Annotated in this window: 16 protein-coding genes; 9 read left to right on the forward strand and 7 right to left on the reverse strand. The window is 74.1% G+C overall.

The genetic code is table 11. The features are described from left to right. The first annotated feature begins 55 nt into the window (after positions 1-55). A complete protein-coding gene (locus tag PKE99_RS11625; protein ID WP_037039496.1) occupies positions 56-2,683 on the forward strand; it encodes a helix-turn-helix transcriptional regulator in 2,628 nt (875 codons plus the stop codon). 142 nt (positions 2,684-2,825) lie between these two features. On the opposite strand, the gene PKE99_RS11630 is transcribed toward PKE99_RS11625, so the two are convergent. Continuing rightward, complete coding sequence (locus PKE99_RS11630) at positions 2,826-3,692, reverse strand: hypothetical protein (RefSeq protein ID WP_051736554.1); 867 nt, start codon at positions 3,690-3,692, stop codon at positions 2,826-2,828. 81 nt (positions 3,693-3,773) lie between these two features. Here PKE99_RS11630 and PKE99_RS11635 point away from each other — a divergent pair, with 81 nt between their 5' ends. From PKE99_RS11635 to PKE99_RS11645, 3 genes are all read left to right on the forward strand, one after another. Then, positions 3,774-5,606, forward strand: a complete 1,833-nt coding sequence (locus PKE99_RS11635) for a dynamin family protein (protein ID WP_037039050.1) — start codon at positions 3,774-3,776, stop codon at positions 5,604-5,606. Next, positions 5,603-7,078, forward strand: coding sequence for a dynamin family protein (locus tag PKE99_RS11640; RefSeq protein ID WP_037039052.1), 1,476 nt, complete (start codon positions 5,603-5,605; stop codon positions 7,076-7,078). Before PKE99_RS11635 ends, PKE99_RS11640 begins: the two co-directional genes overlap by 4 nt. Positions 7,079-7,268: 190 nt before the next feature. Continuing rightward, positions 7,269-9,905, forward strand: a complete 2,637-nt coding sequence (locus PKE99_RS11645; protein ID WP_037039053.1) for an Hsp70 family protein — start codon at positions 7,269-7,271, stop codon at positions 9,903-9,905. Positions 9,906-9,935: 30 nt separating this feature from the next. On the opposite strand, the gene PKE99_RS11650 is transcribed toward PKE99_RS11645, so the two are convergent. The 4 genes from PKE99_RS11650 to PKE99_RS11665 all read right to left on the reverse strand — a co-directional run bounded on the left by PKE99_RS11650 (position 9,936) and on the right by PKE99_RS11665 (position 15,282). Continuing rightward, positions 9,936-12,350 (reverse strand): heavy metal translocating P-type ATPase, encoded by a 2,415-nt coding sequence (locus PKE99_RS11650; RefSeq protein ID WP_037039056.1) that lies wholly within the window; start codon positions 12,348-12,350, stop codon positions 9,936-9,938. Between the two features lie 37 nt (positions 12,351-12,387). Further along, entirely contained in the window at positions 12,388-13,815 is a 1,428-nt protein-coding gene (locus PKE99_RS11655) for a phenylacetate--CoA ligase family protein (protein WP_051736555.1), read from the reverse strand. Between the two features lie 244 nt (positions 13,816-14,059). Continuing rightward, entirely contained in the window at positions 14,060-14,722 is a 663-nt protein-coding gene (locus PKE99_RS11660) for a DUF305 domain-containing protein (protein ID WP_037039060.1), read from the reverse strand. 65 nt (positions 14,723-14,787) lie between these two features. Continuing rightward, entirely contained in the window at positions 14,788-15,282 is a 495-nt protein-coding gene (locus PKE99_RS11665; RefSeq protein WP_081923653.1) for a hypothetical protein, read from the reverse strand. 220 nt (positions 15,283-15,502) lie between these two features. On the opposite strand from PKE99_RS11665, the gene PKE99_RS11670 reads away from it, so the two are divergent. The 5 genes from PKE99_RS11670 (at position 15,503) to PKE99_RS11690 (ending at position 20,491) form a co-directional block, all read left to right on the forward strand. Continuing rightward, positions 15,503-15,784, forward strand: a complete 282-nt coding sequence (locus PKE99_RS11670; RefSeq protein ID WP_037039063.1) for a metal-sensitive transcriptional regulator — start codon at positions 15,503-15,505, stop codon at positions 15,782-15,784. Positions 15,785-15,923: 139 nt separating this feature from the next. Beyond that, positions 15,924-16,133 (forward strand): heavy-metal-associated domain-containing protein, encoded by a 210-nt coding sequence (locus PKE99_RS11675; protein ID WP_037039066.1) that lies wholly within the window; start codon positions 15,924-15,926, stop codon positions 16,131-16,133. Positions 16,134-16,190: 57 nt separating this feature from the next. After that, positions 16,191-17,213 carry a DUF8832 domain-containing protein gene (locus tag PKE99_RS11680; protein WP_051736557.1) on the forward strand — a complete coding sequence of 341 codons (1,023 nt, stop codon included), beginning with the start codon at positions 16,191-16,193 and terminating at the stop codon, positions 17,211-17,213. Continuing rightward, complete coding sequence (locus tag PKE99_RS11685; protein ID WP_037039068.1) at positions 17,213-19,528, forward strand: heavy metal translocating P-type ATPase; 2,316 nt, start codon at positions 17,213-17,215, stop codon at positions 19,526-19,528. The genes PKE99_RS11680 and PKE99_RS11685 overlap by 1 nt, the downstream gene beginning before the upstream one ends. Before the next feature lie 243 nt (positions 19,529-19,771). Beyond that, positions 19,772-20,491 (forward strand): DUF4386 family protein, encoded by a 720-nt coding sequence (locus PKE99_RS11690; protein WP_051736558.1) that lies wholly within the window; start codon positions 19,772-19,774, stop codon positions 20,489-20,491. Positions 20,492-20,503: 12 nt separating this feature from the next. On the opposite strand, the gene PKE99_RS11695 is transcribed toward PKE99_RS11690, so the two are convergent. Both PKE99_RS11695 and PKE99_RS11700 read right to left on the reverse strand, forming a co-directional pair. After that, positions 20,504-22,099 (reverse strand): ArnT family glycosyltransferase, encoded by a 1,596-nt coding sequence (locus tag PKE99_RS11695; protein ID WP_197040392.1) that lies wholly within the window; start codon positions 22,097-22,099, stop codon positions 20,504-20,506. A gap of 276 nt (positions 22,100-22,375) precedes the next feature. Continuing rightward, positions 22,376-22,972, reverse strand: coding sequence for a hypothetical protein (locus PKE99_RS11700; protein WP_037039072.1), 597 nt, complete (start codon positions 22,970-22,972; stop codon positions 22,376-22,378). Between the last annotated feature and the right edge of the window lie 444 nt (positions 22,973-23,416).

A 23,416-nucleotide genomic window follows, 5' to 3' on the forward strand; every position in this document is an offset into this window, starting at 1 on the left:
TCGGCGCGGATTCGTCGTCCGGCCCTCCCGTTCCCGGGGCCTCCGGGCGGCCGTGATGGTGCGCCACTGGCCCTTCGTCGGCCGCGCCGCCCAGTTGGCGCGGGTGCGACGGATCCGGTCCGGCCCCGGCGGCCGGGCGGGCGTCGTGCTGGTCGGGCCGGCCGGGTCCGGGCTGACCAGGCTGGCCCGGGCGGTCCTCGACGCGGCCGCGGCGGAGGGCTGGACGGCACGGTGGGTCATGGCGACGCGCTCGGCGTCGGAGATCCCCCTCGGCGCGCTGGCCCAGTTGCTGGTCGGCGCGGACCCCGTCGAGGGGCCGCAGGTGCTCACGCAGGTCGCGGGGCACCTCGTCGCCGGCACGAACGGGCGCGGCCTGGTCGTCGGGGTCAACGACGCCCATCTCCTCGACCCCGTCTCCGCGAGCGTGCTCCACCACCTGGCCGTGACCCGGTCGGCCTTCCTGGTGCTCGCGGCGCGCACCGAGGTGTCCGTGCCCGACCCGGTGTTCGCCCTGTGGAAGGAGAACCTGCTCGAACGTGTCGACGTCCACGAGTTCGACGAGGACGAGACGGCCGAGCTGCTGAGCCGGGTCGTCGAGGGCCGGGTGGCCCGGGCGACCGTGCAGCGGCTACACACCCTGACCGGCGGCAACGCGACCTATCTGCGCGAGTTCGTCGAGGAGGGGCTGCGTTCGCGCGTCCTCTCCCCGGTCGACGGGGTCTGGCGGTGGGAGGGACCGCTGCGCCCGACCCGCCGGCTGAGCGACCTGGTCCGCGCCCGCATCGGCCCGCTGCTCCCCGGGGAGCAGGAGGCCCTCGAGCTGCTGGCCTTCGGCCGCGACCTCGACGCCGACGGCCTGATGAGCCGCTACGGCGCCGACCTGCTCGACCGGCTCGAGCAGCGGGGCCTGCTGGTGTCGCGCGCGGTGGGCGACCGCGTGCGGGTGTCCCTCGCGCACCTGATCGACGTCGAGGTGCTGCGCTCGGCGACCTCGCCGCTGCGCGAGCGCGCGGTGTACCGGCTCCTTGCGGAGACCTTCGACGCCCCCGACCTGGAACCCGTGGACCGGATCCGGGCCACCTCCTGGCGGCTGGCCGGCGGGCTCCCGGTCCCCTCGGAGACCCTCGTGGCGGTCGCCCGGCGGGCCGCGCACGTCGCGGAGCCGGACCATGCGGCCGCAGTGCGGGTGGCCCGCGCCGCCGCCCGTCGCGGTGGCGGGTTCGACGCCTCCCTGACGCTGGCTCAGGCGCTGACGGCGCTCGGGGAGCCGGCCGCGGCCGAGGAGGTGCTCGCCGGGCTGCCCGCGGACGGCGACGAGCGACGGCTCCGCCTGGCGCTGGTCCGCCTGGGGATCCTGCAGTGGGGCGTCGGCTCGCCGGATCGCGCGGCGGCGCTGGCGGTGGAGGCCGACCGCGCGTCCCGGACCGACCCGGGGCGCCCGGACCTGCTCGTCCTGCGCGCGGCGGGTCTCGCGTACTCGGACCGCTGCGGCGAGGCAATCGCCACGGTCGCGCCCCTCCTCGACGACGAGGACCGGCTCGGCCCGCTGGCCGGCCCGGCACGGGCCGTCGCCGCCGAGGCGTGGTGCGGCACGGGACGGCACGAGGCCGCGCTGGCCGTGGCCGGGCGCGGCCGTGCGGCGCTGCCCGCCGCGGCCACCTGGACGGCCGGCTGGGGGCTCCCCCACCTGGACTCGGCGAGCTGCGGAGCGCTGGTCGGCCTGGGACGGTTGGCGGAGGCGGAGGCGCTCGCCGAGGCCGGGCACCGTCGTGCGGTCGACGCCCACCACCCCGTCGCCCAGGCCCTGTACGGGGGTTGGCACGGCATCGCCCTCGCCCGGCAGGGGCGGCTCGGTGCCGCCCTGGAGCGGTTGCAGGACGCGGCGGGCACGGTCCGGGACGGCGCGTTCCCGTTCCTGGCCCACGTGCGGGCACAGATCGCCGAGGCCGAGGCGATGCGGGGGGACGCCGTCGCCGCGGCGGCGGCGCTGCGGCACGCCGAACGGGCGGCGGAGGCGGCGGGCGGGGCCGGCGAGGCGTGGGTGGTGCTCGCGTCGGCGTGGACGGCGGCCGCCCAGGGCGGCGACGCGGTCACCCGCGCGCTGGACGCGGCCGAGCGCGCGCGGGCGATCTCCCAGCGGCAGGTCGAGCTGCAGGCGCTGCACGGGTGCGTGCGGTTCGACGCGGCGGAGGTGGCCCTGGAGCGGATCACCGAGGTCGCGGCGGGGGTCGACGGCCCGATCGCGCCCGCCTACGCCCGCCATGCAAGGGCGCTCGCCGCCGGCGACGCCCGCGCGCTCGGCGAGGTCGCCGACGTCTTCGCCGACCACGGGATGCTGCTGCTGGCCGCCGAGGCCGCGGCCCAGGCCGCCCGCGCGCACGCGCTCGCCGGCCGCAAGGGCGCGTCCCGGCTCGCGGCCACCCGGGCGCGGGAGTGGGCCGGACGGTGCGAGGGCGCCGCGACCCCGCCCCTGGCGTCGCTGGGCGCGGCCGGGGTGCTGACGTCCCGGGAGTCCGAGATCGCGACGCTCGCGGCCGCCGGGATGACGAGCAAGGCCATCGCCGCCAAGCTGATGGTGTCGGTCCGCACGGTCGACAACGTGCTGCACGGGATCTACCGCAAGCTCGGCGTGCCCGGCAGGCGGGAGCTGGCGGTCGCCCTGCGAGCGGGCGTGGAGGAGTGAGGCCGCGGCCTCCTGGTCGACGCTTTCCGGGCCGACGCCTTCCGGTCCGAGGGCCTTCATCTGAGGGCCTTCCGGCCGACGCGGACGACGGCGCCCATGAGTAGTCCGGTCTGCGTCGGGGCGCAGGGAAGTACCGGACTACTCACGACGCCGCACCCGGAACGCCCGGAGACTGCTGGCCGGCGACCGGCCGGTCGCCACCGCACGAAGGACGAGCCACGCACAGGAACGGGCAGGAGGGACCGTCATGGCCGACCAGAGCACGGGTGAGCACACCCGCAGCGGGGACGTCTTCGGGCACGAGCAGCGGGAGCACCGCGACGAACGGGATCGCGAGCGCGACGAACACCGCGATCGCGAGCGGGAGGAACACCGCGAGCGCGAGCACCGGGAGCGGGAGCGCGAGGAGCACCGCGAGCGCGAACACCGCGAGCACGAGCGTGAGGAGCGCCGGGAGGAGCGCGCGCGCGAGGAGCACCGCGAGCGGGAACGGGAAGAGCACCGCGAGCGGGAGGAACACCGGGAGCGGGAGGAGCACCGCGGCGAGCACCGCGGCGAGCACCGCGGGGAGCACCGCGGGGAGCACCGCGGGGAGCACCGCGGGGAGCACCGCGGGCACGAGGAACACCGCGGCCGGGAAGAGCACCGTGACCGCGAGGAGCACCGCGAGGGGCACCGGGGCGAGCACCACGACAGCGGGGAGCGGGGCCGGCACTTCGAGGGCACCCGGCGTGACGGCGACGAGCACCGCGACCGCGACGAGCACCGCGACCGTGGCGACTACCGCGACCGGGACCGCGACCAGTACCGCGACCGCGACGAGCACCGGGACCGGGACGAGCACCGCGACGACCGCCGCGACGACGACCGCCGGGACGACGAGCACCGGTACGAGCACCAGGACGTCCGCTCCGGGCACGACGACCGCTACGACCAGGGCCGGACCGAGGACCGCGGTCACGAGGAGCACCGCGACATGGAGGGGTCGCACGACGTCGGGACCGAGCACGTCTGATCGGTGGCCGGGAGGCGCGGTCCACGACCGCGCCGGTAGGGCCGCCGGGGGGTCGGCGGCCGGGCCGGGGGGAGCATGATCCAGCAGCAGGGACCGAGCGCCGCGGTGCGCTACGCCCGCGAGACCGTGGACCTGGCGATCGACGGCGCCGACGCGTACCGCCGGGACGATCTCGTCGAGCGGCTCCGCGGCGCCCGGGACCTGCTGTCCGGATCCGGTGTCACCGTCTACGTCGTCGGCGAGTACAAGAAGGGCAAGAGCTCGCTGGTCAACGCCTTGCTGACCACCTCGGTGTGTCCCGTGGACGACGACATCGCCACGTCCGTCCCGACCGTCGTGAGGTTCGCGACCGAGCCGAGCGCCCGGGCCACCTACGAGCCGCCGGACGGCGACGTCGGCTCGCCGTGGACCGAGACGATCGCGTTCGAGCAGATCGCCGCCCACGTCGCCGAGGGCGGCAACCCCGGCAACCGGCGGCGCCTGCGGTCGGTGACGGTGGGTGTGGACCGGGCGCTGCTGGAGTCCGGGCTGATCGTGGTGGACACGCCGGGGGTGGGCGGGCTCGGGTCGGTCCGCAACGCGGTGACCGCGAGCGCGCTGCCCTCGGCGCACGCCGTGCTGTTCGTGTCCGACTCCTCGCAGGAGCTCACGGCGGCGGAGCTGCGCTTCCTGCGGACCGTGGTCGAGCTGTGCCCCACCGTCCTGTTCGTCCTGACCAAGACCGACCTGTACCCGCACTGGCGGCGCATCCTCGAGCTCGACCTCGCGCACCTGGAGCGGGAAGGGGTCACGGTTGCGGCCTTCCCCGTGTCCTCACAGGTGCGGTCGGACGCGGCCGCCACCGCCGACGCGGAGCTGAACGAGGAGTCCGGGTTCCCGCCGCTCGTGCGCCGGATCGACGACGTCGTCGAGGACGCGGAGCGCGTCGCACTGCAGTCGGTGGGCGCCCACCTGCAGTCGGTGATCGGGCAGATCGTCCCCGCGCTCTCGGCGCGGGCCGCCGCGCTGGGTCGCCCGGAGGCGGCGGGCGACGTGCGGGCCGAGCTCGTCCGCGCGCGGGAGCGGGCGGACACCCTGCGCAGCCGCAGCGCGCGGTGGCAGCAGGTGCTGTACGACGGCTTCGCCGACATCTCCTCGGACGTCGACTTCGATCTCCGGGTGCGTACCCGGGCGGTGCTCACCGAGGCGGAGCGGGCGATCGAGGAGGGCGATCCGGCGCGCAACTGGGACGAGTTCGAGAAGTGGCTGCGCTCGCGGCTCGCCGCGGAGACCCTGGAGAACTACGCGCGGTTCACCAAGGCCGCCGACGAGCTGGCGGACCGGGTCGCCGAGCACTTCGAGCTGGTCGAGAAGCAGATCCTCACGGTCCGCGCGCCGGTCGACGTGCTGGAGCAGATGTCGATCGACACGACCGCGCTCGAGAGCCCGAAGAAGGTCACCGGGAAGCTGGCGATCTTCCAGAAGACCTACTCCGGCTACATGATGTTCACGATGCTCGCGCATCTGACGACGCTGGTGATCCCCAGCCCCGTGGGCATCGTCGCGGGCCTGCTGATGGGCCGCGCCGCACTGGGCGAGGAGCGGCGCCGGGCGATCGAGAAGCGGCGGGCGGCTGCACGCACCGCGGTGCGCCAGTTCGTGGAGGAGTTCTCGACGCAGGTATCGAAGGACTCGCGGGACACGGTCCGGCGGGCGCAGCGGGACCTGCGCGAGCGCTACACCAAGCGGGCCGAGGAGCTCCAGCGGTCGGCCTCCGAGGCGGTCGACGCCGCCCGCGAGGCGGTGCGCGACGACGAGGACGCCGCCGACGAGCTGCGCCGGCTGCAGAAGGACCTGCAGCTCTTCGCCACCCTCCGCACCCGCACGGAGCACATGCTGGCGCGGACCGCCCCGGAGGAGGCCCGGTGAGCGGGCCCGAGGTCGCCCGGCGGGTCGCCGCCCTCGTCGGGACGGCGATCGGCGAGTACGCCGGGAGCCCGGCCGAGGCCGAGCTGCGCGCCGTGGCCGACCGGCTCGCCGAACCGTTGCGTGTGGCGATCGCGGGACGGGTCAAGGCGGGCAAGTCCACGCTGCTGAACGCGCTGGTCGGGCAGCAGCTCGCCGCCACCGACGCCGGGGAGTGCACGCGCATCGTCACCTGGTACGTCGACGGGATCACCTATCGCGTGGCCCTCCACCCGCGCGCGGGGCCGCCGCGGCAGGTGCCGTTCGGGCGGGTGCAGGGAGCGCTCGACATCCGGCTCGAGGGGGTGACCGCGGCGGACGTCGAGCGGCTCGTGGTCGAGTGGCCGGCCCCGGCGTTGCGGACGATGTCGCTGATCGACACCCCCGGGATGGGGTCGAGCACCGGGCTCGGTGAGCGGACCGAGGCGCTGCTGACCCCGGAGGCCGAGCTCGACGCCGGTCCCGCCGAGGTCGACGCGGTGGTCTACCTGATGCGCCACGTGCACGGCGAGGACATCCGGTTCCTCGAGACGTTCCGGGACGGCTCGCCCGACCGCAACGCGGTGAACACGGTGGGCGTGCTCGCCCGCGCGGACGAGGTGGGGCACGCCCGCCCGGACGCGCTCGAGGTCGCGGGCAGGATCGCCACGCGCTACGCCGCGGACCCCCGGATCCGGGCGCTGTGCCGCACCGTCGTGCCGGTGGCGGGGCTGCTGGCGTCCTCCGCGGCGGCGCTGCGGGAGAGCGAGTACCGCATGATCGAGGTGCTCGCGCGCGCGCCGGACGTGGACCGGCTGCTGCGCACGGCCGATCGGCTGCGCAGCGCCCCCTCCGACGTCCCGCTGCTGCCCGACGAGCGCGTCGCGCTGCTCGACCGGTTCGGCATGTTCGGGCTGCGGCTCGCCACGCGCATGGTGCGCGACGGCGAGGTCGGCGGCGCCGGCGACCTCGCGGCGGCGCTGGCGGAGGCCAGCGGCCTGCCGCTGTTGCGGGCGGTGCTGGCGGACCAGTTCGCGGCGCGCGCGGAGATCCTCAAGGCCCGGTCGGCGTTGATGGGGCTCGAGGCGGTGATCCGGCGGTTCCCGCCGCCGGCCGGGTCCGGTCTCGCACGCGAGGTCGAACGGGTGCGTGCCGAGGCCCACGAGTTCGCCGAGATCGCGCTCCTGGACGCCGTCCGCTCGGGGGCGGTCCCGTTCTCCCCCGACGAGGCGGCCGCGGCCGAGCTCCTGCTGGGGGCGGCGGGGACGGACGCGCGGGCCCGGCTCGGCCTGTCCGCCGACGCCGGACCCCAGCAGGTCCGCAAGGCCGCGGCCGACCAGCACCTGCGGTGGCAGCTGCGTGCCGAACACCCCGGCTCGCCGCGCGAGGTCGGACAGGCGGCGCGGCTGCTGGTGCGCAGCTGCGAGGGCATCCTCGGCGAGCTCGGCCCCGGGTGAGCGGCGACCGGCGGGCCCGCCGTCGGGCAGGAGTCGTCGGGCACGAGCCGCCGGAATGAGTAGTCGGGGCGCGGCCGGCGTCCGGGGTGAGTAGCGCACTACTCATGACGGTCGCGGCGGTGGCCGGGAGGTTGACCGGGCGGGAGGCCTCGGGCCGTTGCCGCCCCCTGTGACGTCTGGAGGAGGCCCGGTGGGATACAGCCTCGGAATCGACCTCGGCACCACGTACACGGCGGCGGCCGTCGACCGCAAGGGCGCCGTCGAGATGGCCACGCTCGGCGACCGGACCGCGGCGATCCCCTCGGTCGTGCTCTGGCGCAGTGACGGCCCGGTGCTCACCGGGGACGCCGCGAACCGCCGGGCGATGATGGAGCCCGACCGGGTCGCCCGCGAGTTCAAGCGCCGCCTGGGCGACCCCACGCCGCTCGTCCTCGGCGGGGCTCCGCACTCGGTCGCCTCCGTGCTGGCCTCGCTGCTGCACGCCGTCGTCGACAAGGTCGCCGACCGCGAGGGCGGGCCGGCGGAGCACGTCGTCCTGACGCACCCGGCGAACTGGGGGCCCTACAAGCTCGAGCTGTTCGGGTCGGTGCCGCGGATCGCCGAGGTCGAGCACGTGACGATGACGACCGAACCGGAGGCCGCCGCGGCGCACTACGCGACGAACGAACGTCTGCCCGAGGGGGCGGTCATCGCCGTGTACGACTTCGGCGGCGGGACCTTCGACGCCACGGTGCTCCGGCACCGCGGCGGCTCCGGCTTCGAGACGCTCGGCGTGCCCGAGGGCGTGGAGGGCCTGGGCGGGATCGACTTCGACGAGGCGGTGTTCGCCTTCGTCGACCGGACCCTCGACGGGGCGGTGACCGCCCTCGACCACGGGGACCGGCAGAACGCGGCGGCGCTGCTCAGGCTGCGGCAGGAGTGCGTGCTGGCGAAGGAGACGCTCTCGTTCGACATCGAGACGATCATCCCGGTGCTGCTGCCGAGCCTGCAGGCGGAGGTGCGGCTGACCCGCGCCGAGCTCGAGGAGATGATGCGGCCGTCGATCGAGTCGACCGTCCGCGCCCTCCGCCGGGCCCTGCGGACCGCGGCGGTCGAGCCGGAGGACCTCCACGCCGTCCTCCTGGTGGGCGGCTCGTCGCGCATCCCGCTGGTGTCGCAGATGGTGTCCGAGGCGCTGGGCCGGCCCACCGCCGTCGACGCCCACCCCAAGCACGTCGTCGCGCTCGGCGCGGCGGCGCTCGCCGCAGCGTACGAACACCCCTCCGGCAACGGTGTCGGGACCGCGGACGGCGCGGATGCGGGAGCGGCCGCCCCGACGGCGGATCCACGTTCCGGCGAGGGTGCGGCGGACAGCGCAGCGCCAGTGGCCGGCGGCGGGGTGGCGGCGGGTCTCGCCGGTGCGTCCGTCGCGAGCCCCGCGCCGGCCGAGGCCCCGCCGCCCGTGCCGCCGGCAGAGCGCACCTCGCCGGCCGGGGCTCCGCCGCCCGTGCCGTCCCCGGCGGCTCCCGCCGAGGTCCGGGCGAGTGCCGTGCCCGTGCAGCCGGCTGCGCCCGAGGTTCACGCTCCGGGCGCCCCGGCGTCCGGCGCGGTGGGTTCTGTTCCGATTCCCGACCCCCGCGCGGGAGGAGGCGGGGACAGCGGCCCGGGGCGCGGTGGCGGTGCCGGTGCCGGTGGTGGGCGCGACGACGGCGGCACGGCGGTGGCCACTTCCCCCGCCACCACGACGGGTCCGCCCGCCGGTCCCCCGCCGCTCGCCAAACCACCCAGCGGCCGCTCGCGCCGTCCGCTGCGGATCCTCCTCGCCGTCGTGGCCGTGATCGTGGTGCTGGCCGGGGCGGGGATCGGCGTGTACCTGCTCCGCGGCGGCGGCGGCGCGTCGCCGGCCGCCGCCGGCGGTGTCGCCGCGAGCATCGCGAACCCGACCGTCTCCCGGACCACCCCGGTCGGGCAGAACCCGCAGGACGTGCTCCTGTCGCCCGACGGCCGCACCGCCTACGTCATGAACACCGGCTCCAACTCGATCTCCGTGATCGACACGGGCACCATGGGGATCACGGCGACCATCCCGGTGCCCAACGGACCGCCGCAGTTCGCCAGCATCAGCCCGGACGGCGCGCGCCTGTACGTGAGCGTCTACAACCCCGCCACCAACGCCGCCAACGCGGTCAACGCCGTCGACGTGGTCGACACGACGTCGCACGCGGTCACGCTGACCATCCCGGTCGGCCTGCACCCCTACGCCTCCGCGGTCTCCCCCGACGGCAACACCATCCTGGTCCCGAACCACGACTCCGCGGACATCTCGGTGATCGACTGGAGGACCAAGTCGGTGACCGGGAGGATCCCGGTGAAGCCCAACCCGCACTTCGTCGCCTTCACCGCGGACGGCTCGAAGGCGTTCGTCGCCGACCACGAGTCGAACGTCGTCTCGGTGCTCGACGGGCACACCTTCGCCGTCACCGCGGTGATCCCGGTGGGCCGCAGCCCGCACAGCCTGGCCGTGTCGCCCGACCAGCGCACCGTCTACGTCGTCGACTACGACCAGAACACGGTCTCCGTCATCGACATCGCGAGCGAGAAGGTCACCGGCACGATCCCGGTCGGGGCGAAGCCGCAGAGCGTCGTCTTCGCCCCCGACGGCAAGCACGCCTACGTCGCCAACAGCGGCGGCGGCACCGTCTCCACCATCGACACCGGCACCCGCGCGGTCGTGTCCACGGTGCAGGTCGGGCGCAGCCCGACCACGATCGCCGTGGCTCCCGACGGGCGCACCGCCTACGTCACGAACTTCGACGACAACACCCTCTCGGTCCTCGCGACCGCCTGACCCGCCGCGTCTCGCGGCGTCGGCGATGTGTCAGCGGCCCACGGGCTGGACGGGCGTGCCTTCGGGTGCCCGGACCTGGGGCTCGGCGGGCGGTGGCTGGGGTAGGCGCAGGCGCTTGAGGAGCAGCGCGTTGACGGCGACGAGGAAGCTCGATCCGGACATCGACAGCGCCGCGATCTCGGGTCGCAGGACGAGGCCGAAGGCGGGGGCGAAGACGCCGGCGGCGATCGGCAGGGCGATGGCGTTGTAGCCGACGGCCCAGGCGAGGTTCTGGCGCATCTTGCGCAGGGTGCCGCGGCCGATGTGCAGGGCGGTCGGCACGTCGAGGGGGTCGGAGCGCATGAGGACGACATCGGCGGTCTCGATGGCGACGTCGGTGCCTGCGCCGATGGCGATGCCCAGGTCGGCCTGGGCCAGGGCGGGGGCGTCGTTCACGCCGTCGCCGACCATCGCGACGCGCCCACCCCGCTCTTGCAGGCGGGTGATCTGCGCGGCCTTGTCGCCGGGCAGGACGTCGGCGATGACGGTGTCGATGCCGAGCCGGTCGGCGATGCGGCGGGCGGTGGCCTCGTTGTCGCCGGTGAGCATGACGACCTGCACGCCGAGCTCGTGCAGGGCCGTGACGGCCGCGGCGGAGGTGGGCCGGGGCGCGTCGGCGAGGGCGATCAGCCCGGCGGCGCGGCCGTCGACGGCGACGAGCACGGTGGTGCGTCCGGCCTCGGCGAGCTCGTCGCGACGCTGCTCGAGGTCGCCGAGGGCGATGCCCTCCCGTTCGAGCAGGCGCCGGTTGCCCACCGCGACCCGGCGGCCGTCGACGGTGGCGACGGCGCCGTGCCCGGGCACGTTGGTGAACTGCTCGACGGCCGCGACGCGGGTGTCGCGGGCCTCGGCGTGGGCGACGACGGCCCGGGCCAGAGGGTGTTCGGAGTTGCGCTCGACGGCCGCGGTCAGGGCGAGCAGCTCGTGCTCGTCGATCCCGTCGGTGACCAGGGCGGTGACCTCCGGCTCGCCCTTGGTGAGGGTGCCGGTCTTGTCCATCACCACGGTGTCGATGCGGGCCGAGGACTCCAGGGCGGAGGCGTTCTTGAACAGCACGCCGCGGCGGGCGCCCAGCCCCGTGCCGACCATGATGGCGGTGGGGGTGGCGAGGCCGAGGGCGTCGGGGCAGGTGACGACGACGACGGTGATGGCGAACAGCAGGGCCATGGTGAGCGGCTCGCCGGAGAACAACGCCCAGGCCGCGAAGGTGGCTGCGCCACCGAGCAGGGCGACGAACACCAACCAGAAAGCGGCGCGGTCCGCCAGCCGCTGGCCGGGGGCCTTGGAGTTCTGCGCCTGCTGCACCAGCGCGACGATCTGGGCCAGGGCGCTGTCGGCGCCGACCTTGGTCGCGCGGATCCGCAGGGTGCCGTCGGCGTTGAGCGTCGCGCCGACCACGTCGCTGCCGGGCTGTTTGTGCACCGGCAGGCTCTCGCCGGTGACCATGGACTCGTCGACGTCGGATTCGCCGTCGGTGACGGTGCCGTCGACCGGGATCTTGGCTCCGGGCCGCACGAGCAGCAGGTCGCCGACGACGACCTCGGAGGTGGGGACCTCGACCTCCCGTCCGTCGCGCAGCACCACCGCGCGGGGCGGGGCCAGGTCGAGCAGGGCGCGGACGGCGTCGTTGGCGCCGCCGCGGGCGCGCATCTCGAACCAGTGCCCGAGCAGCACGAACGCGGTCAGCACCGTCGCGGCCTCGTAGAACACCTCGCCGCCGCCGGTCAGCGTGACCACCAGCGAGTAGCCCCAGCCGGCGCCGACGGCCACGGCGACGAGCACCATCATGTCCAGCGTGCGGGCCCGCAACGCCCGGACCGCGCCGTCGAAGAAGATCCAGGCCGAGTAGAGGATCACCGGCAGACTGAGGATCAGGGCGAACACGTCGTCGCGCAGGCCGAACGGGGCCGGCGTGGTGAAGCCGAACACCTCGCGCCCGATCGGGGACCACAGCAGCACCGGCACCGACAGCACCGCGGCGACCAGGAACCGGTTGCGCATGTCGGCGACCATCGCCGCCATCGACATGTCGCCGTGCCCCGTCATCTCGTGCGGGGACACCTCCGCCTCCGGTGCGGCAACGGCGTGTGCGGTGTCCTGCCCGGTCGGGGCGGCGCCGGTGTCGCGGGAGTCGGCGAGCGGGTCGCAGACGTGCTCGGGCACCGAGCGGCCCTGGCAGGCGTAGCCGCAGTCGCGGATCCAGCCCGCCAGCTCGGCCACCGTGGTGCGGGTGGGGTCGTAGCGAACGGTCGCGGTCTGTGCGACGGGGTTGGCCTCCACCGCGTGCACGCCGGGCCGCCGGCCGAGCACCGTCTCGACGACGGCCTTCTCGCTCGCCCACAACACCCCGCGCACCTCCAGCACCGCGGTCTCGACCGGCCCGGTCGTGGTGCGCTGCGCCGTCATCGCTGCCTCCTTCGTCCGACGACCGCACCATATACCCCTAGGGGGTAGGCGTATAGGGTCGTGTGGCCTGGACGAGCGGGGCTTTGCCGAGCGACGTGCGCGGGATGGCGGTGAGCGTCCGCACTCGGACCGGGGGCGGGAGCACGCCCTGCTCGGTCAGCGCCTCGGCGAGGTCGCGGCGGACCAGGGCCTTCTCGACCTCGTCGACCGGGCCGACCGGGCCGGCCGGCAGCAGCAGGACCTCGAGCTCGCCGTCGGGAAGTTGGTTGATCTGCCAGCCGGCGGTGTGCACGGGGTCCATCACGTGGTGGAAGACGATCGGGTGCACGGCGCGCAATCCGCCCTGGGCGGTCGGGAAGGTCAGTGCCTCCTGCTCGCGGCCCTGGACTCCGGTGATCAGTGCGTAGGGTCGCCCACACGGGCAGTCATGCTGTCCGGCGGGGCTGACGCTGTCGCTCATCTCGTAGCGGATCAGCGGCAGTGTCCGGGAGAACAGCACGGTGACCAGGACCTTCGCTCCGTAGGTGCCCGCGGGGACGGGCTGGTCGTGCTCGTCGACGATCTCGCTGATGACGAGGTCTTCGAACAGGTGCATGCCCTGGTGGAGGCCGCACTCCGCGGCGATGGCGGCGGTCTCGGTGGCGGCGTAGACGTCGTGCGGGACGGTGCCCCAGGCCTGGGTGGCGAGCTGGCGGGTGGAGTCGGTCAGGACCTCCGAGGCGCTGAACACGAACCGCGGCGCGATGGCCAGGTGGCCGCCGAGTTGGCGGGCGGCCAGCAGGCGGAGCATCGAGGCGTAGGCGATGAGCATCTGCGGCCGCCAGGTGTTCAGCTGCTCGACGATGCTGTCCGGGTCCTCGCCGGCGTCGAGCCGCAGGGTGGGCACCCAGCGGCTGTGGATCGACGCCCCCACACGTGCGGACTGGTGGCTGGGGTCGGTGGAGCTGACGATTGCGGTCTTGACCCGACGCGTCGGGCCGGCTACCGAGCCGGCCCAGTCGAAGGCCCGGTCGTAGGAGCTGACGACGTGCACCCACTCGGCGAAGCCCCACACGAACACCCCGCGGCGTCCGGTCGTGCCGGCGGTGCCGGCGACGTAGTAGCGCCCGCGGAACAGCTCATCGCCGCGCGCCCGGGCCAGGTAGGCCTCGGTCGCGGCCAGGCGCACGTCCGGGCGGGTGGACACCTCGTCGAAATGCTCCATCAGCTGCGCCTTGGTCAGCACCGGCAGCTCGCACAATGGCGCGTCCAGCCGTCCGGCGTGCAGGCGCCGGTAGAACGGCGAGTGCGCGTAGGCGTGACGCCGCAGCCGATCCAGCTCGCGGGCCTGGTGGGCCTGTAGCCGGTCGCGGGTCCAGCGGTCCCGTCGGCGCAGGACAGGACGCCGGGCCAGGACCGCGCCCACCAGCACGGGCGTCCGCAGGACGGACGGCAGAAGCGTGGACGGCAGAGTGGGCGCGATCATCGGCTCCTCCGAGATCTCGCTGATGGGGCGGGATGTTTCCGTCGCCGCGGACGGCGGGTTAGGGCCGTTCGGACAGAAGGAGGTCAGGTCGTTGCTGCTTGACCGGCCGGCGGCCCAGGTGCTCGAGGTGAGCAGGCGTGCGCGAGATCAGGTGGCGCTGCGATGCGACAGAGCAGCCGGGCGGCCCCTCACCGGGCAGGCAGAGGTGGGCCGTGCCGGCCCACCTCTGCCCGTCCTCACGAGGTCAGAGAGTCGCGAGCAGCTGCTGCATCTCGGTGATCTCGGCCTGCTGGTCGTCGATGATCTTCTGGGCCAGGGCCTTGGCGTCCGGGTTCTGCCCCTGAGCGAGCTCGGTCCGGGCCATCTGGATGGCGCCGTTGTGGTGCTCGGTCATCATCTGCAAGAACATCCGGTCGAAGGCCGTGCCGTCGGCCTGGCCGAGTCGCTGCATCTGCTGGTCGGTCATCATGCCGCCCGTGCCCTGAGACATCGGCATGCTGGTGCTGCCGTTCATGCTGCCGTGGTCCATACCGCCCAGGGATCCGCTCGGGCCGGCCGAGCCGGTCTCCGGCTCGCCCCAGGCGGCGAGGAATCCGCGCATCTGCTCGATCTCCGGGCCCTGGGCCTGCTGGATCCGGGTGGCGAGCTGCTTGACCTGCTCGTTGCTCGCGCGCTGGGCCGCCATTTCCGACATCTGAACGGCCTGGGTGTGGTGCGGGATCATGCCCTGGACGAAGGCGGTGTCGGCGGCGTTGTGCGCAGCGCTGGTGGCAGCCGACGAGGTGGCCGCCGCGCTCGGGGTGGTCGACGTGCCGGTGGCGGTGTCGCTCGCGCCGCTACAGCCGGCGACGAGGACGACGGTGGCGGCGGCGGTGCCGAGCACGCCGAGGACGGACTTGCTGTTCACGATGAAGACGCTCCTGTGTGCAGACGGATGTGATCGGACCAGCGCTCTCCTGCGCTGGAGGCCGATCAGTTCCGCAGCACGCAGAGCTGCGCGAGCCGGACCGAGGTCGGTGGCGGCGCCCGGGGCCCGGCCACCGGCCGCCCACCCGTCGTCGACGCGTGCCGCCGGGTCGCTCTCCCGACCAGGAGGGCGAGCAGCGCCGCGGCCGCGAACGCGATCAGGGCGGTCAGCACCGCCAGGCACAGGTGGAGAAGATCGTGCAGCGCCGAATGTTGCCCGGGCCGGTCCGTGCCGACGGTCGAGTCGGCCCCGCGCATCACCGGCGCCACCCCCGCCCCTGCAGCGGTGCTCGCCGTCGTCATCGGGTGGCCGAGGGAGGAGTCGGCAGCGTGGGCGTCGACAGCGGCCATCGCCGCCGGAGCCGCGAGGACCGCGGCGAACGGGTGCACGGTGGACGGGGAGCCACCGAGATGGGCCGCAGCCTTCTCGGCGTGCCCGGTGGCATCGTGGCAGGCGACGGTGGAGTGCATGGTCACCACACCCACAATCAGCGACAGCATCAGCAGAACCTGCTGCAAGCCGCGTCGCCCGACCCCGTCCACGAACCCGACGATAGCGACGCGCGCCCGACCGCGCCCGCAGCCCCGCAGCCCGGGAGCGAGGGTGAGCCGCGCGACCTCACCGCCGCACGCGCATCCGGTGACCGATTTCCCACGCAGGCCCTCGCATAGGGTACCCCCCTAGGGTATAGTCGTCGGCAGTCGGACGGGAGGAGTCGCCGTGAACGGGTACGCGGACACCAAGGACAGCCACCTCAAGCGGATGCGTCGGATCGAGGGCCAGGTCCGCGGCATCACCAGGATGATCGAGTCGGACAAGTACTGCATCGACGTGCTCACCCAGGTGGCCGCGGTGAACAAGGCCCTGGAGGCCGTCGCGCTGAACCTGCTCGACGAGCACCTCAAGCACTGCGTCACCGACGCGGTCGCCGAGGGCGGGCAGGTCGCCGACCAGAAGGTGGCCGAGGCGAGCGCCGCGATCGCCCGCCTGGTCAGGTCCTGACCGGCGTGGGGCGCGGCCACGGCGCCGCGCTCCCGCCCTTCGCGCAAGCGCAAGCGCAAGCACCGGCTCCCCGCCGGCTGCTCGGTTCGTCGTGTCCGCACCACCCGGCGGCGGACCGCAGGGAAGAAAGGCACACGTGATGGCCACCAGCACCTACACCGTCACCGGGATGACCTGCGAGCACTGCGTCGCCTCGGTGCGCGAGGAGATCGGCGAGGTCCGAGGCGTCCGCGCGGTCGCCGTCGACCTGCCCACCGGCGCGGTCGCCATCACCAGCGACACCTCGGTCGACGACGCGGACATCCGCGCCGCTGTCGAGGAGGCCGGCTACCAGCTCGCGGCCTCGTAGCCGCACCGACCCAGCCCCCGACCGTCGGGTCGGCGGGCACCCGGCAAGGGACTGAACATGAACACTCTTGCGAAGCTCTCCGCCTACGGCGCGGCGCTCGCCCTGCTCACCGTCGGGGCGTACGCGACCGGATCCGCAGTCGGTCCCCTCACCAGCCCCGCCCCCGCCGCCTCGACGGCCGGGAACCCGGGCACGTCCGGCGGCGGGAACGCCGGCCACGGGGACGTCCACAGCGGCGCCGTCCCGGAGACCGCAGACCAGCCGGCCGGGCTGGCGTCGAGCAGGGGCGGCTACACCCTCACGCCCACCGCCTCGACGCTGCCCGGCGGGACCACCGACCTCGCCTTCCGCATCACCGGCCCCGACGGGGCGCCGGTCACCGCGTTCGACGAGGAGCACACCAAGCGGCTGCACCTGATCGTCGTGCGCCGCGACACCACCGGCTTCCAACACCTGCACCCGACCATGGACCCCGACGGCACCTGGCACACCCGCCTCGACGTCCCCGACGGCGGGGTCTACCGGGCCTTCGCCGACTTCACCCCGACCGGCGGGCCGGCGACGACCCTCGGCGTCGATCTGTCCGTGGCCGGCACCTACGCCCCGGTCGAGCACCCGACCAGCAGGACCGCCGAGGTCGACGGCTACCAGGTCCGACTCGACGGCGAGCTGACCCCGGGCCGGTCCTCACCGCTGACGCTCACGGTCACCCGCGACGGCGTGCCGGTGAACGACCTGCAGCCCTACCTGGGCGCCTACGGGCACCTCGTCGCGCTGCGGTCGACCGATCTCGCGTACCTGCACGTGCACCCCGACGGCAGCCCCGGCGACGGCCGCACCGCTCCCGGCCCGCAGATCCGGTTCGTCGCCGAGGTCCCCTCGGCCGGGAGCTACCGGCTGTTCCTGGACTTCCAGCACGCCGGAACGGTGCGCACCGCCAAGTTCACCCTGCCCACCGGACCGTCGGGCACGGCAGCTGATCCGGCACCCGAGCCGGCCCCGGCGGCACAGCCCGGCGGCGCGGCGGGTCTCACCCCGCACGAGGCCGCCCACTCCGCGGGCGCAGGAGGGGGGCACTGATGTCCACCACCAGCCACACCTCCGCACCGGGCACCGATGCGGGCACGGTGACCGAGGTCGAGCTCGCGATCAGCGGGATGACCTGCGCGTCGTGCGCCAACCGCATCGAGCGCAAGCTCAACAAGCTCGACGGGGTCGCCGCCACGGTCAACTACGCCACCGAGAAGGCCAGGATCCGCGCCGCCGGCGGGATCAGCACCGACGATCTCGTCGCGACCGTCGAGGCCGCGGGCTATCACGCCCGCCTGCCCGAGCCGCCCGCGCCGCATTCCGGTATCCCGTCGGGGCCGGACCAGCGCCGCGACGACGCCGAGCCGGAGCCGGATGAGCTGCGCGACGCCCGGCAGCGACTGCTGACCTCGATCGTCCTGTCGGTACCGGTCGTGGCCCTGGCGATGGTCCCGGCCTGGCAGTTCACCTACTGGCAGTGGATCTCGCTGGTCCTGGCCGCGCCGGTGATCGTGTGGGGAGCGCTGCCCTTCCACCGGGCTGCCTGGACGAACCTGCGCCACGGCGCGGCGACCATGGACACTCTGATCTCGCTGGGCACCCTCGCGGCCTTCGCCTGGTCGTTGTACGCGCTGCTGTTCGGCACCGCCGGCACCCCGGGCATGACGCACCCGTTCGCGCTGACCATCAGCCCGTCGGACGGGGCGGGCAACATCTATCTCGAGGTCGCCGCCGGGGTCACCACCTTCATCCTGGCCGGGCGCTACTTCGAGGCCCGCTCGAAGCGTCGCGCCGGCGCCGCACTGCGGGCGCTGCTCGAGCTCGGTGCCAAGGACGTTGCCGTGCTGCGCGGCTCCGGTGAGCTGCGGATCCCCGTCGGGCAGCTGGCCGTCGGCGACCGGTTCGTGGTCCGGCCTGGGGAGAAGATCGCCACCGACGGGACCGTGGTCGAGGGCAGCTCCGCGGTCGACGTGTCGATGCTGACCGGCGAGCCCGTGCCGGTCGAGGTCGGCGTGGGCGACGACGTGGTCGGGGCGACCGTCAACGCCGGCGGCCGGCTGATCGTCGAGGCCCGCCGGGTCGGCTCGGACACCCAGCTCGCCCAGATGGCCAAGCTGGTCGAGGACGCCCAGACCGGCAAGGCGGCCGTGCAGCGGCTCGCGGACCGGATCTCCGGGGTGTTCGTGCCGATCGTGATCGCCCTCGCCGCGGTCACCCTGGGGTTCTGGCTGGGCACCGGATCCGGTGCCGCGGCGGCGTTCACCGCCGCGGTCGCAGTGCTGATCATCGCCTGCCCGTGCGCGCTCGGGCTGGCCACCCCGACCGCGCTGCTGGTCGGCACCGGCCGCGGCGCCCAGCTCGGCATCCTCATCAAGGGCCCCGAGGTGCTGGAGTCCACCCGCCGCGTCGACACGATCGTGCTGGACAAGACCGGCACGGTCACGACCGGCCGGATGACCCTGGCCGGGGTGCACACCGCGGACGGGGTCGACGAGCTGGAGGTGCTCCGGCTCGCCGGGGCCCTGGAGGACGCCTCCGAGCACCCGATCGCCCAGGCCGTCGTGCGCGCGGCCCGCGACCGGGTCGGGCGACTGCCCGAGGTGGCGGAGTTCGCCAATCACGAGGGCCTCGGCGTGCAGGGCGTCGTGGACGGGCACGCCGTGCTCGTCGGGCGGCCCCGGCTGCTGCAGGACTGGAGCCGGCCCCTGACCGGGGAGCTCGCCGCCGCCGCGCAGGCCGAGGCCGCGCAGGGCCGCACGGCGATCGCCGTGGCCTGGGACGGCGAGGCGCGGGCGGTGCTGGTGGTCGCGGACGCGGTGAAGGACACCTCGGCGGAGGCGATCACGCGGCTGCGCGGGCTCGGGCTCACCCCGATCCTGCTCACCGGCGACAACCGGGCCGCGGCCGAGGCCGTCGCCCGCGAGGTCGGGATCGACGTCGGTCCGCAGACCGTGATCGCCGACGTCCTGCCCAGTGACAAGCTGCGGGTGATCGAGGACCTGCAGACCCGGGGCCGGGTCGTGGCGATGGTCGGCGACGGGGTCAACGACGCCGCCGCGCTGGCCCGGGCCGATCTCGGGCTCGCGATGGGCACCGGCACCGACGTCGCCATCGAGGCCGCCGACATCACCCTCGTCCGTGGCGACCTGCGCACCGCGGCCGACGCGATCCGCCTGGCCCGGCGCACCCTGGGCACGATCAAGGGCAACCTGTTCTGGGCGTTCGCCTACAACGTCGCCGCCCTGCCGCTGGCCGCCCTGGGCCTGCTCAACCCGATGCTCGCCGGCGCCGCCATGGCGTTCAGCTCGGTCTTCGTCGTCGGGAACAGCCTGCGGCTGCGCCGGTTCCGCCCGACGGCACGCTAGGCGCCACTGCGAGGTCTCGCCGACAGATGGTCCCGTGGCCGGCTCGTCCCAGGACGAGCCGGCCACGGACCGAAGGATGGTCCAGCAGGGAGGACTTCCGCCTCACTGAGCAGGCCATTTTCCTCTGCGACTCGCTGCGCTTCCTGGGACAGCGTGGTCCGTGGGCCTCGGGTTGCGCCCCGGAACCGGCATCTCGGGGGTCAGGGCCGGGCCACCTGTCTCGCAGCGGGAAGGATCGCGGCGATGAGCATGCGAGCGGCAGGATCGTCAGACCGCAGTGCGCTGACCCTCAGCGGTGCGCTACTGCTCGGGGGCTTCGTCGTGAACGCCATCCAGCGGATGCTCTTGCATCCGACCGGAGAGGAAGACAACCACGAAGCGATCTTCGCCGCGTACGCGGCGAGCGGCGCCTGGGTCGCCACCCACCTCGCGGAGTTCCTCCTCGTGCTCGTGGCCCTTTCCGGCCTGCTCGTGCTCTGCCACGCCCTGCGACGAGAAGCGCCCTCTCTCGCGCTGCTGGCCACGGGGGCGATCATTGCGAGCGCCGGGGCCTGGGCCGTACTCCAAGCGGTGGACGGCGTCACGCTCAAGCAGAACGTCGAGGCGTGGGCCGCCGCAGCGGAGACCGAGAAGCCGACCCGCTTCGCCGATGCCGAAACCACCCGCTGGATCGAGTGGGGCGTCCAGAGCTACTTCCGGGTCCTGCTCGGCGTGGCCTTCGTGCTCGTGGGCGCCGCAATTGTGGTGAGCCGCCTCCTCGCGAGCTGGCTCGGCGTCCTCCTGGTGGTCGGCGGCCTGCTCTCCCTCGTCATAGGGGTCTCCATCGGCTACGAAGGACTGGAGAGCGGCTTCCAGGACGCCGTCGGCATCGCCCTGCAGCTCGTCATCCTCGTCTTCGGCGTCGGCCTGCTCGTCGTCGGACTCACGTCGCGAGAGCCGGCTGCCCCCGTGGCCGGCAGGTAGATCGGGCGGACGTCACGGGCCCCCGGTGCCCTCCTCGTCCATGGGCTCGTCACTGGAGGCGGGCGCAGCGAGGTCCCACACCGAGCATCCGTCCCGCTCGCCGGTGCGCAGCCGGCGGGCGTTCTCGGCCAGCCAGGCCGCCAGCGGTCCACCGGGCGGGACGAGCTGCGGGTCGCCCACGACCAGGTGCCGGGCGCCGGCGTCGCGGAGGCGTGCCACCTCCTCCGGGGTGTGCCGATCGGCGGCCAGGCTCCACCCCTTGCGGTCGGCCAGGAAGAACACGACCGGCTCCTGGTAGTTGTTGGTCACCCCGTCCTCGACCGTGCGGCTGGTCGTCGACACCACGGCCAGATCCGACGGGGTCGACACGGCATCGAGCGCGATCGCGCAGCTGCCGAACACGCCGGCCTTGTCCTGCAGCGACTGGGCGAACACGTTGACCGCCTGTGCCCCGAGCAACAGCCCCACCACGGCCGCGGCCGCCGCGGTGACCGGCCGGCTCAGCCGGGCCCGGACCGGGCCCAGGACGACGCCGACCCCGACACCGACGGCGATCGCGGCGTAGGGCAGCGAGTAGACGTGGTACTGGATGCCCAGGTCGGTACTGGTGTAGCGGCCGGCCGCGAAGTAGTAGACCGTCAACGCCATCGCACCCGCGCCCAGCAGCGGCAGCGGCGACACCCCGAGCACCGCCGAGGAGCCCTGTGCCGGTGAGCTGTCCGCGCGGTGCCGCCACAGCCGGAACACCCCGAGCGCTGCGAGCGGGAGCCCGACGAGCCCGTAGATGAAGATCGTCTCGGTGCGGAGGTTGCCCAGGTAGAACGCCGGGCTCAGCCACAGCGACAGGCTGCCCCACTTGCTGTCCCCACCGGAGATCACGCCGAAGGTGTTGCCGTAGGTGGCGTGCAGCGACGCGGCATGGCGCAGCCACAGCGCCGGCGCGACCAGGGCCGCGACCCCGGCGACGTACAGCGAGGGGCGGCGCAGCCGATCTCGCGCAGCGAACACCACCCACAGCCCGATGACCAGCCCGATGTGCAACGACGTCGGCTTGACGAGAGCCGCCGCGGAGGTCGCGGCCGCCGCCCACACCAGGAACGCGGGCCGGTCTTCCTGCAGCCAGCGGCAGAACCCGAGCAGCGCGAGAACGGAGAACGCCAGCACCGTCGCCTCGGGCATGAAGGCGCTGCCCCACCGCATGAACGCCGGGGACAGGAAGAACGCCGCCAGCGCCCATCGGGCCGCCGTGGCCGGCAGCAGCCGCCGCACCAGGCCCCAGAACGCGGTCGCCGCGACCAGCATGAACGCCAGCGAGATCAGCCGGCCGAGCACGATGTGCTCACCGAACACCAGATAGGTCAGCCCCGTGAGCCAGGGCGACAACGGGAACTCGGTCTCCACATAACCCGGGCCGGACCCGCCCCAGTCGATCTGCGGGAAGAAGATGTTCATCCCGTTCGCCGCGAAGTTCCGCGCGATCGTGGCCGTGTCCGACTGCCGCCAGATGTCGCCCGGGTAGGCGGTCATCGGCGCGAACGCGCGGACCACCGACAGCACGACGACGACCGCGGCGATCGCCACCACCCACCAGGTCGGTCCGGCCGACACCGGCCGGCCCGGGGGCGACGTGTCGGGCGCTGCGGGCGTCGATGCACTGTCGGCGGACCGGCGGGGACGGAGATTCTCGGTGGGGAGGTCAAGACTTGATCCGTGCGGGGAATCCGCACCCTGGGACATCACAGCTCAGTCACCTTGCCGAGGGCAGAAGAGGGAGGCGCCACGCGCCTTCGAGGAACCGCCCGGTCACGGTGAGGACCCAGCCCGGCGTACCGGGCACCGAGGGCGGCGTGTGCAGGAGTTGCAGAACGACCGGCGACGGTCGATCTACGTCCGCATCACGCACAGCCGGTAAGGCGACGCCTGAGCTACGAGGTGATCGAGGAGCTGCGCATCCACGGCCCTGATCACTGCTGGTGGGGCAAGGGGTGCCGTCGAGACGACGGCGGTCGCGGTGGGCGCGGTCAGCATCGCGCGCCCGGGGGGCGCTGTCGCGGCGGCATCCGACGTCGCCCCTGCCCCGCACGTCTCGGCCACCCGGACGCCCTGGCCGGCTCGCTCAGCAGCACGGCCAGGCGTAGCGCGGTGGACGGCGGTGGACGCACTGAGCCGCGCGGTCCCCGCGTCCGGGTTCTCGGTAGCGCTGAGCACCCGCCCGTCGCCGGTGTCCGCGCCGGAGTCGTGCTGGTCCGGATCGGCGCGATGAGCGACGAGCCCGACGGCGGCCGGTGCGTTCGCAGCGCTCCCGGCTTCCGCCCGGCCCGGGCTGTCGGTGCAGCAGCAGAGGGCGAGCGCGCCGCCGACCAGCACCAGCACCGCGGCCACCGCGAGCTGCCGCACACCGAAGCTGCCCCGACGCCGGAGCCGGCCGAGCGACGCTCTGAAGAGCGTCCCGGCCGTCCTACGCGTCAGCGCTCCGGTCACGAGCGGGAAGCCTAAACGGGCGAGTTGAAGACACGCTGAGGGCGTTCCCGTAACGCCTCGTGCAGCTGTCGGCTAAGACCTGGTCTCAAAGTTCGATATACGTCCCTCCGAGTCCTTCCGGTGCCTGCCCGGCGATCGGCACGGTATGGGCCGAGTGCCTCAGGGCGTGGGCCAGTTGATGAGGCGTTGGTGGCCGAGCGCCGCCCCAACCGGTCGGTCCCGTCATGACCGGTACCGCCTGCCCTGACACGGGCAGCCGACGACGCCGCCAGGCCCCACTCACTCGGGGTCGTCGCTAACGCCGACGTGGCGGTCGCCGCGACCGGGACCGGCGCTGCCTCCGGCCCCTGACTGTGAAGGTGGCGCTACCGGCCCGGTGATGGTGGGTTGGTGGTCGACAGCGGCGGGTGTGGCTCTCCGTCTGACTGGCCCCTCGGTCATGGG

The sequence above is a fragment of the Pseudonocardia halophobica genome (assembly GCF_027922425.1).
GTDB lineage: Bacteria > Actinomycetota > Actinomycetes > Mycobacteriales > Pseudonocardiaceae > Pseudonocardia > Pseudonocardia halophobica.

Coding starts and splice junctions, on each gene's coding strand:
- PKE99_RS11655 (WP_051736555.1), bottom strand. CDS start 13,815: ATGATCGCGCCCACTCTGCCGTCCACGCTTCTGCCGTCCGTCCTGCGG.
- PKE99_RS11690 (WP_051736558.1), top strand. CDS start 19,772: ATGAGCATGCGAGCGGCAGGATCGTCAGACCGCAGTGCGCTGACCCTC.
- PKE99_RS11665 (WP_081923653.1), bottom strand. CDS start 15,282: ATGCTGTCGCTGATTGTGGGTGTGGTGACCATGCACTCCACCGTCGCC.
- PKE99_RS11625 (WP_037039496.1), top strand. CDS start 56: ATGGTGCGCCACTGGCCCTTCGTCGGCCGCGCCGCCCAGTTGGCGCGG.
- PKE99_RS11650 (WP_037039056.1), bottom strand. CDS start 12,350: ATGACGGCGCAGCGCACCACGACCGGGCCGGTCGAGACCGCGGTGCTG.
- PKE99_RS11635 (WP_037039050.1), top strand. CDS start 3,774: ATGATCCAGCAGCAGGGACCGAGCGCCGCGGTGCGCTACGCCCGCGAG.
- PKE99_RS11680 (WP_051736557.1), top strand. CDS start 16,191: ATGAACACTCTTGCGAAGCTCTCCGCCTACGGCGCGGCGCTCGCCCTG.
- PKE99_RS11675 (WP_037039066.1), top strand. CDS start 15,924: ATGGCCACCAGCACCTACACCGTCACCGGGATGACCTGCGAGCACTGC.
- PKE99_RS11685 (WP_037039068.1), top strand. CDS start 17,213: ATGTCCACCACCAGCCACACCTCCGCACCGGGCACCGATGCGGGCACG.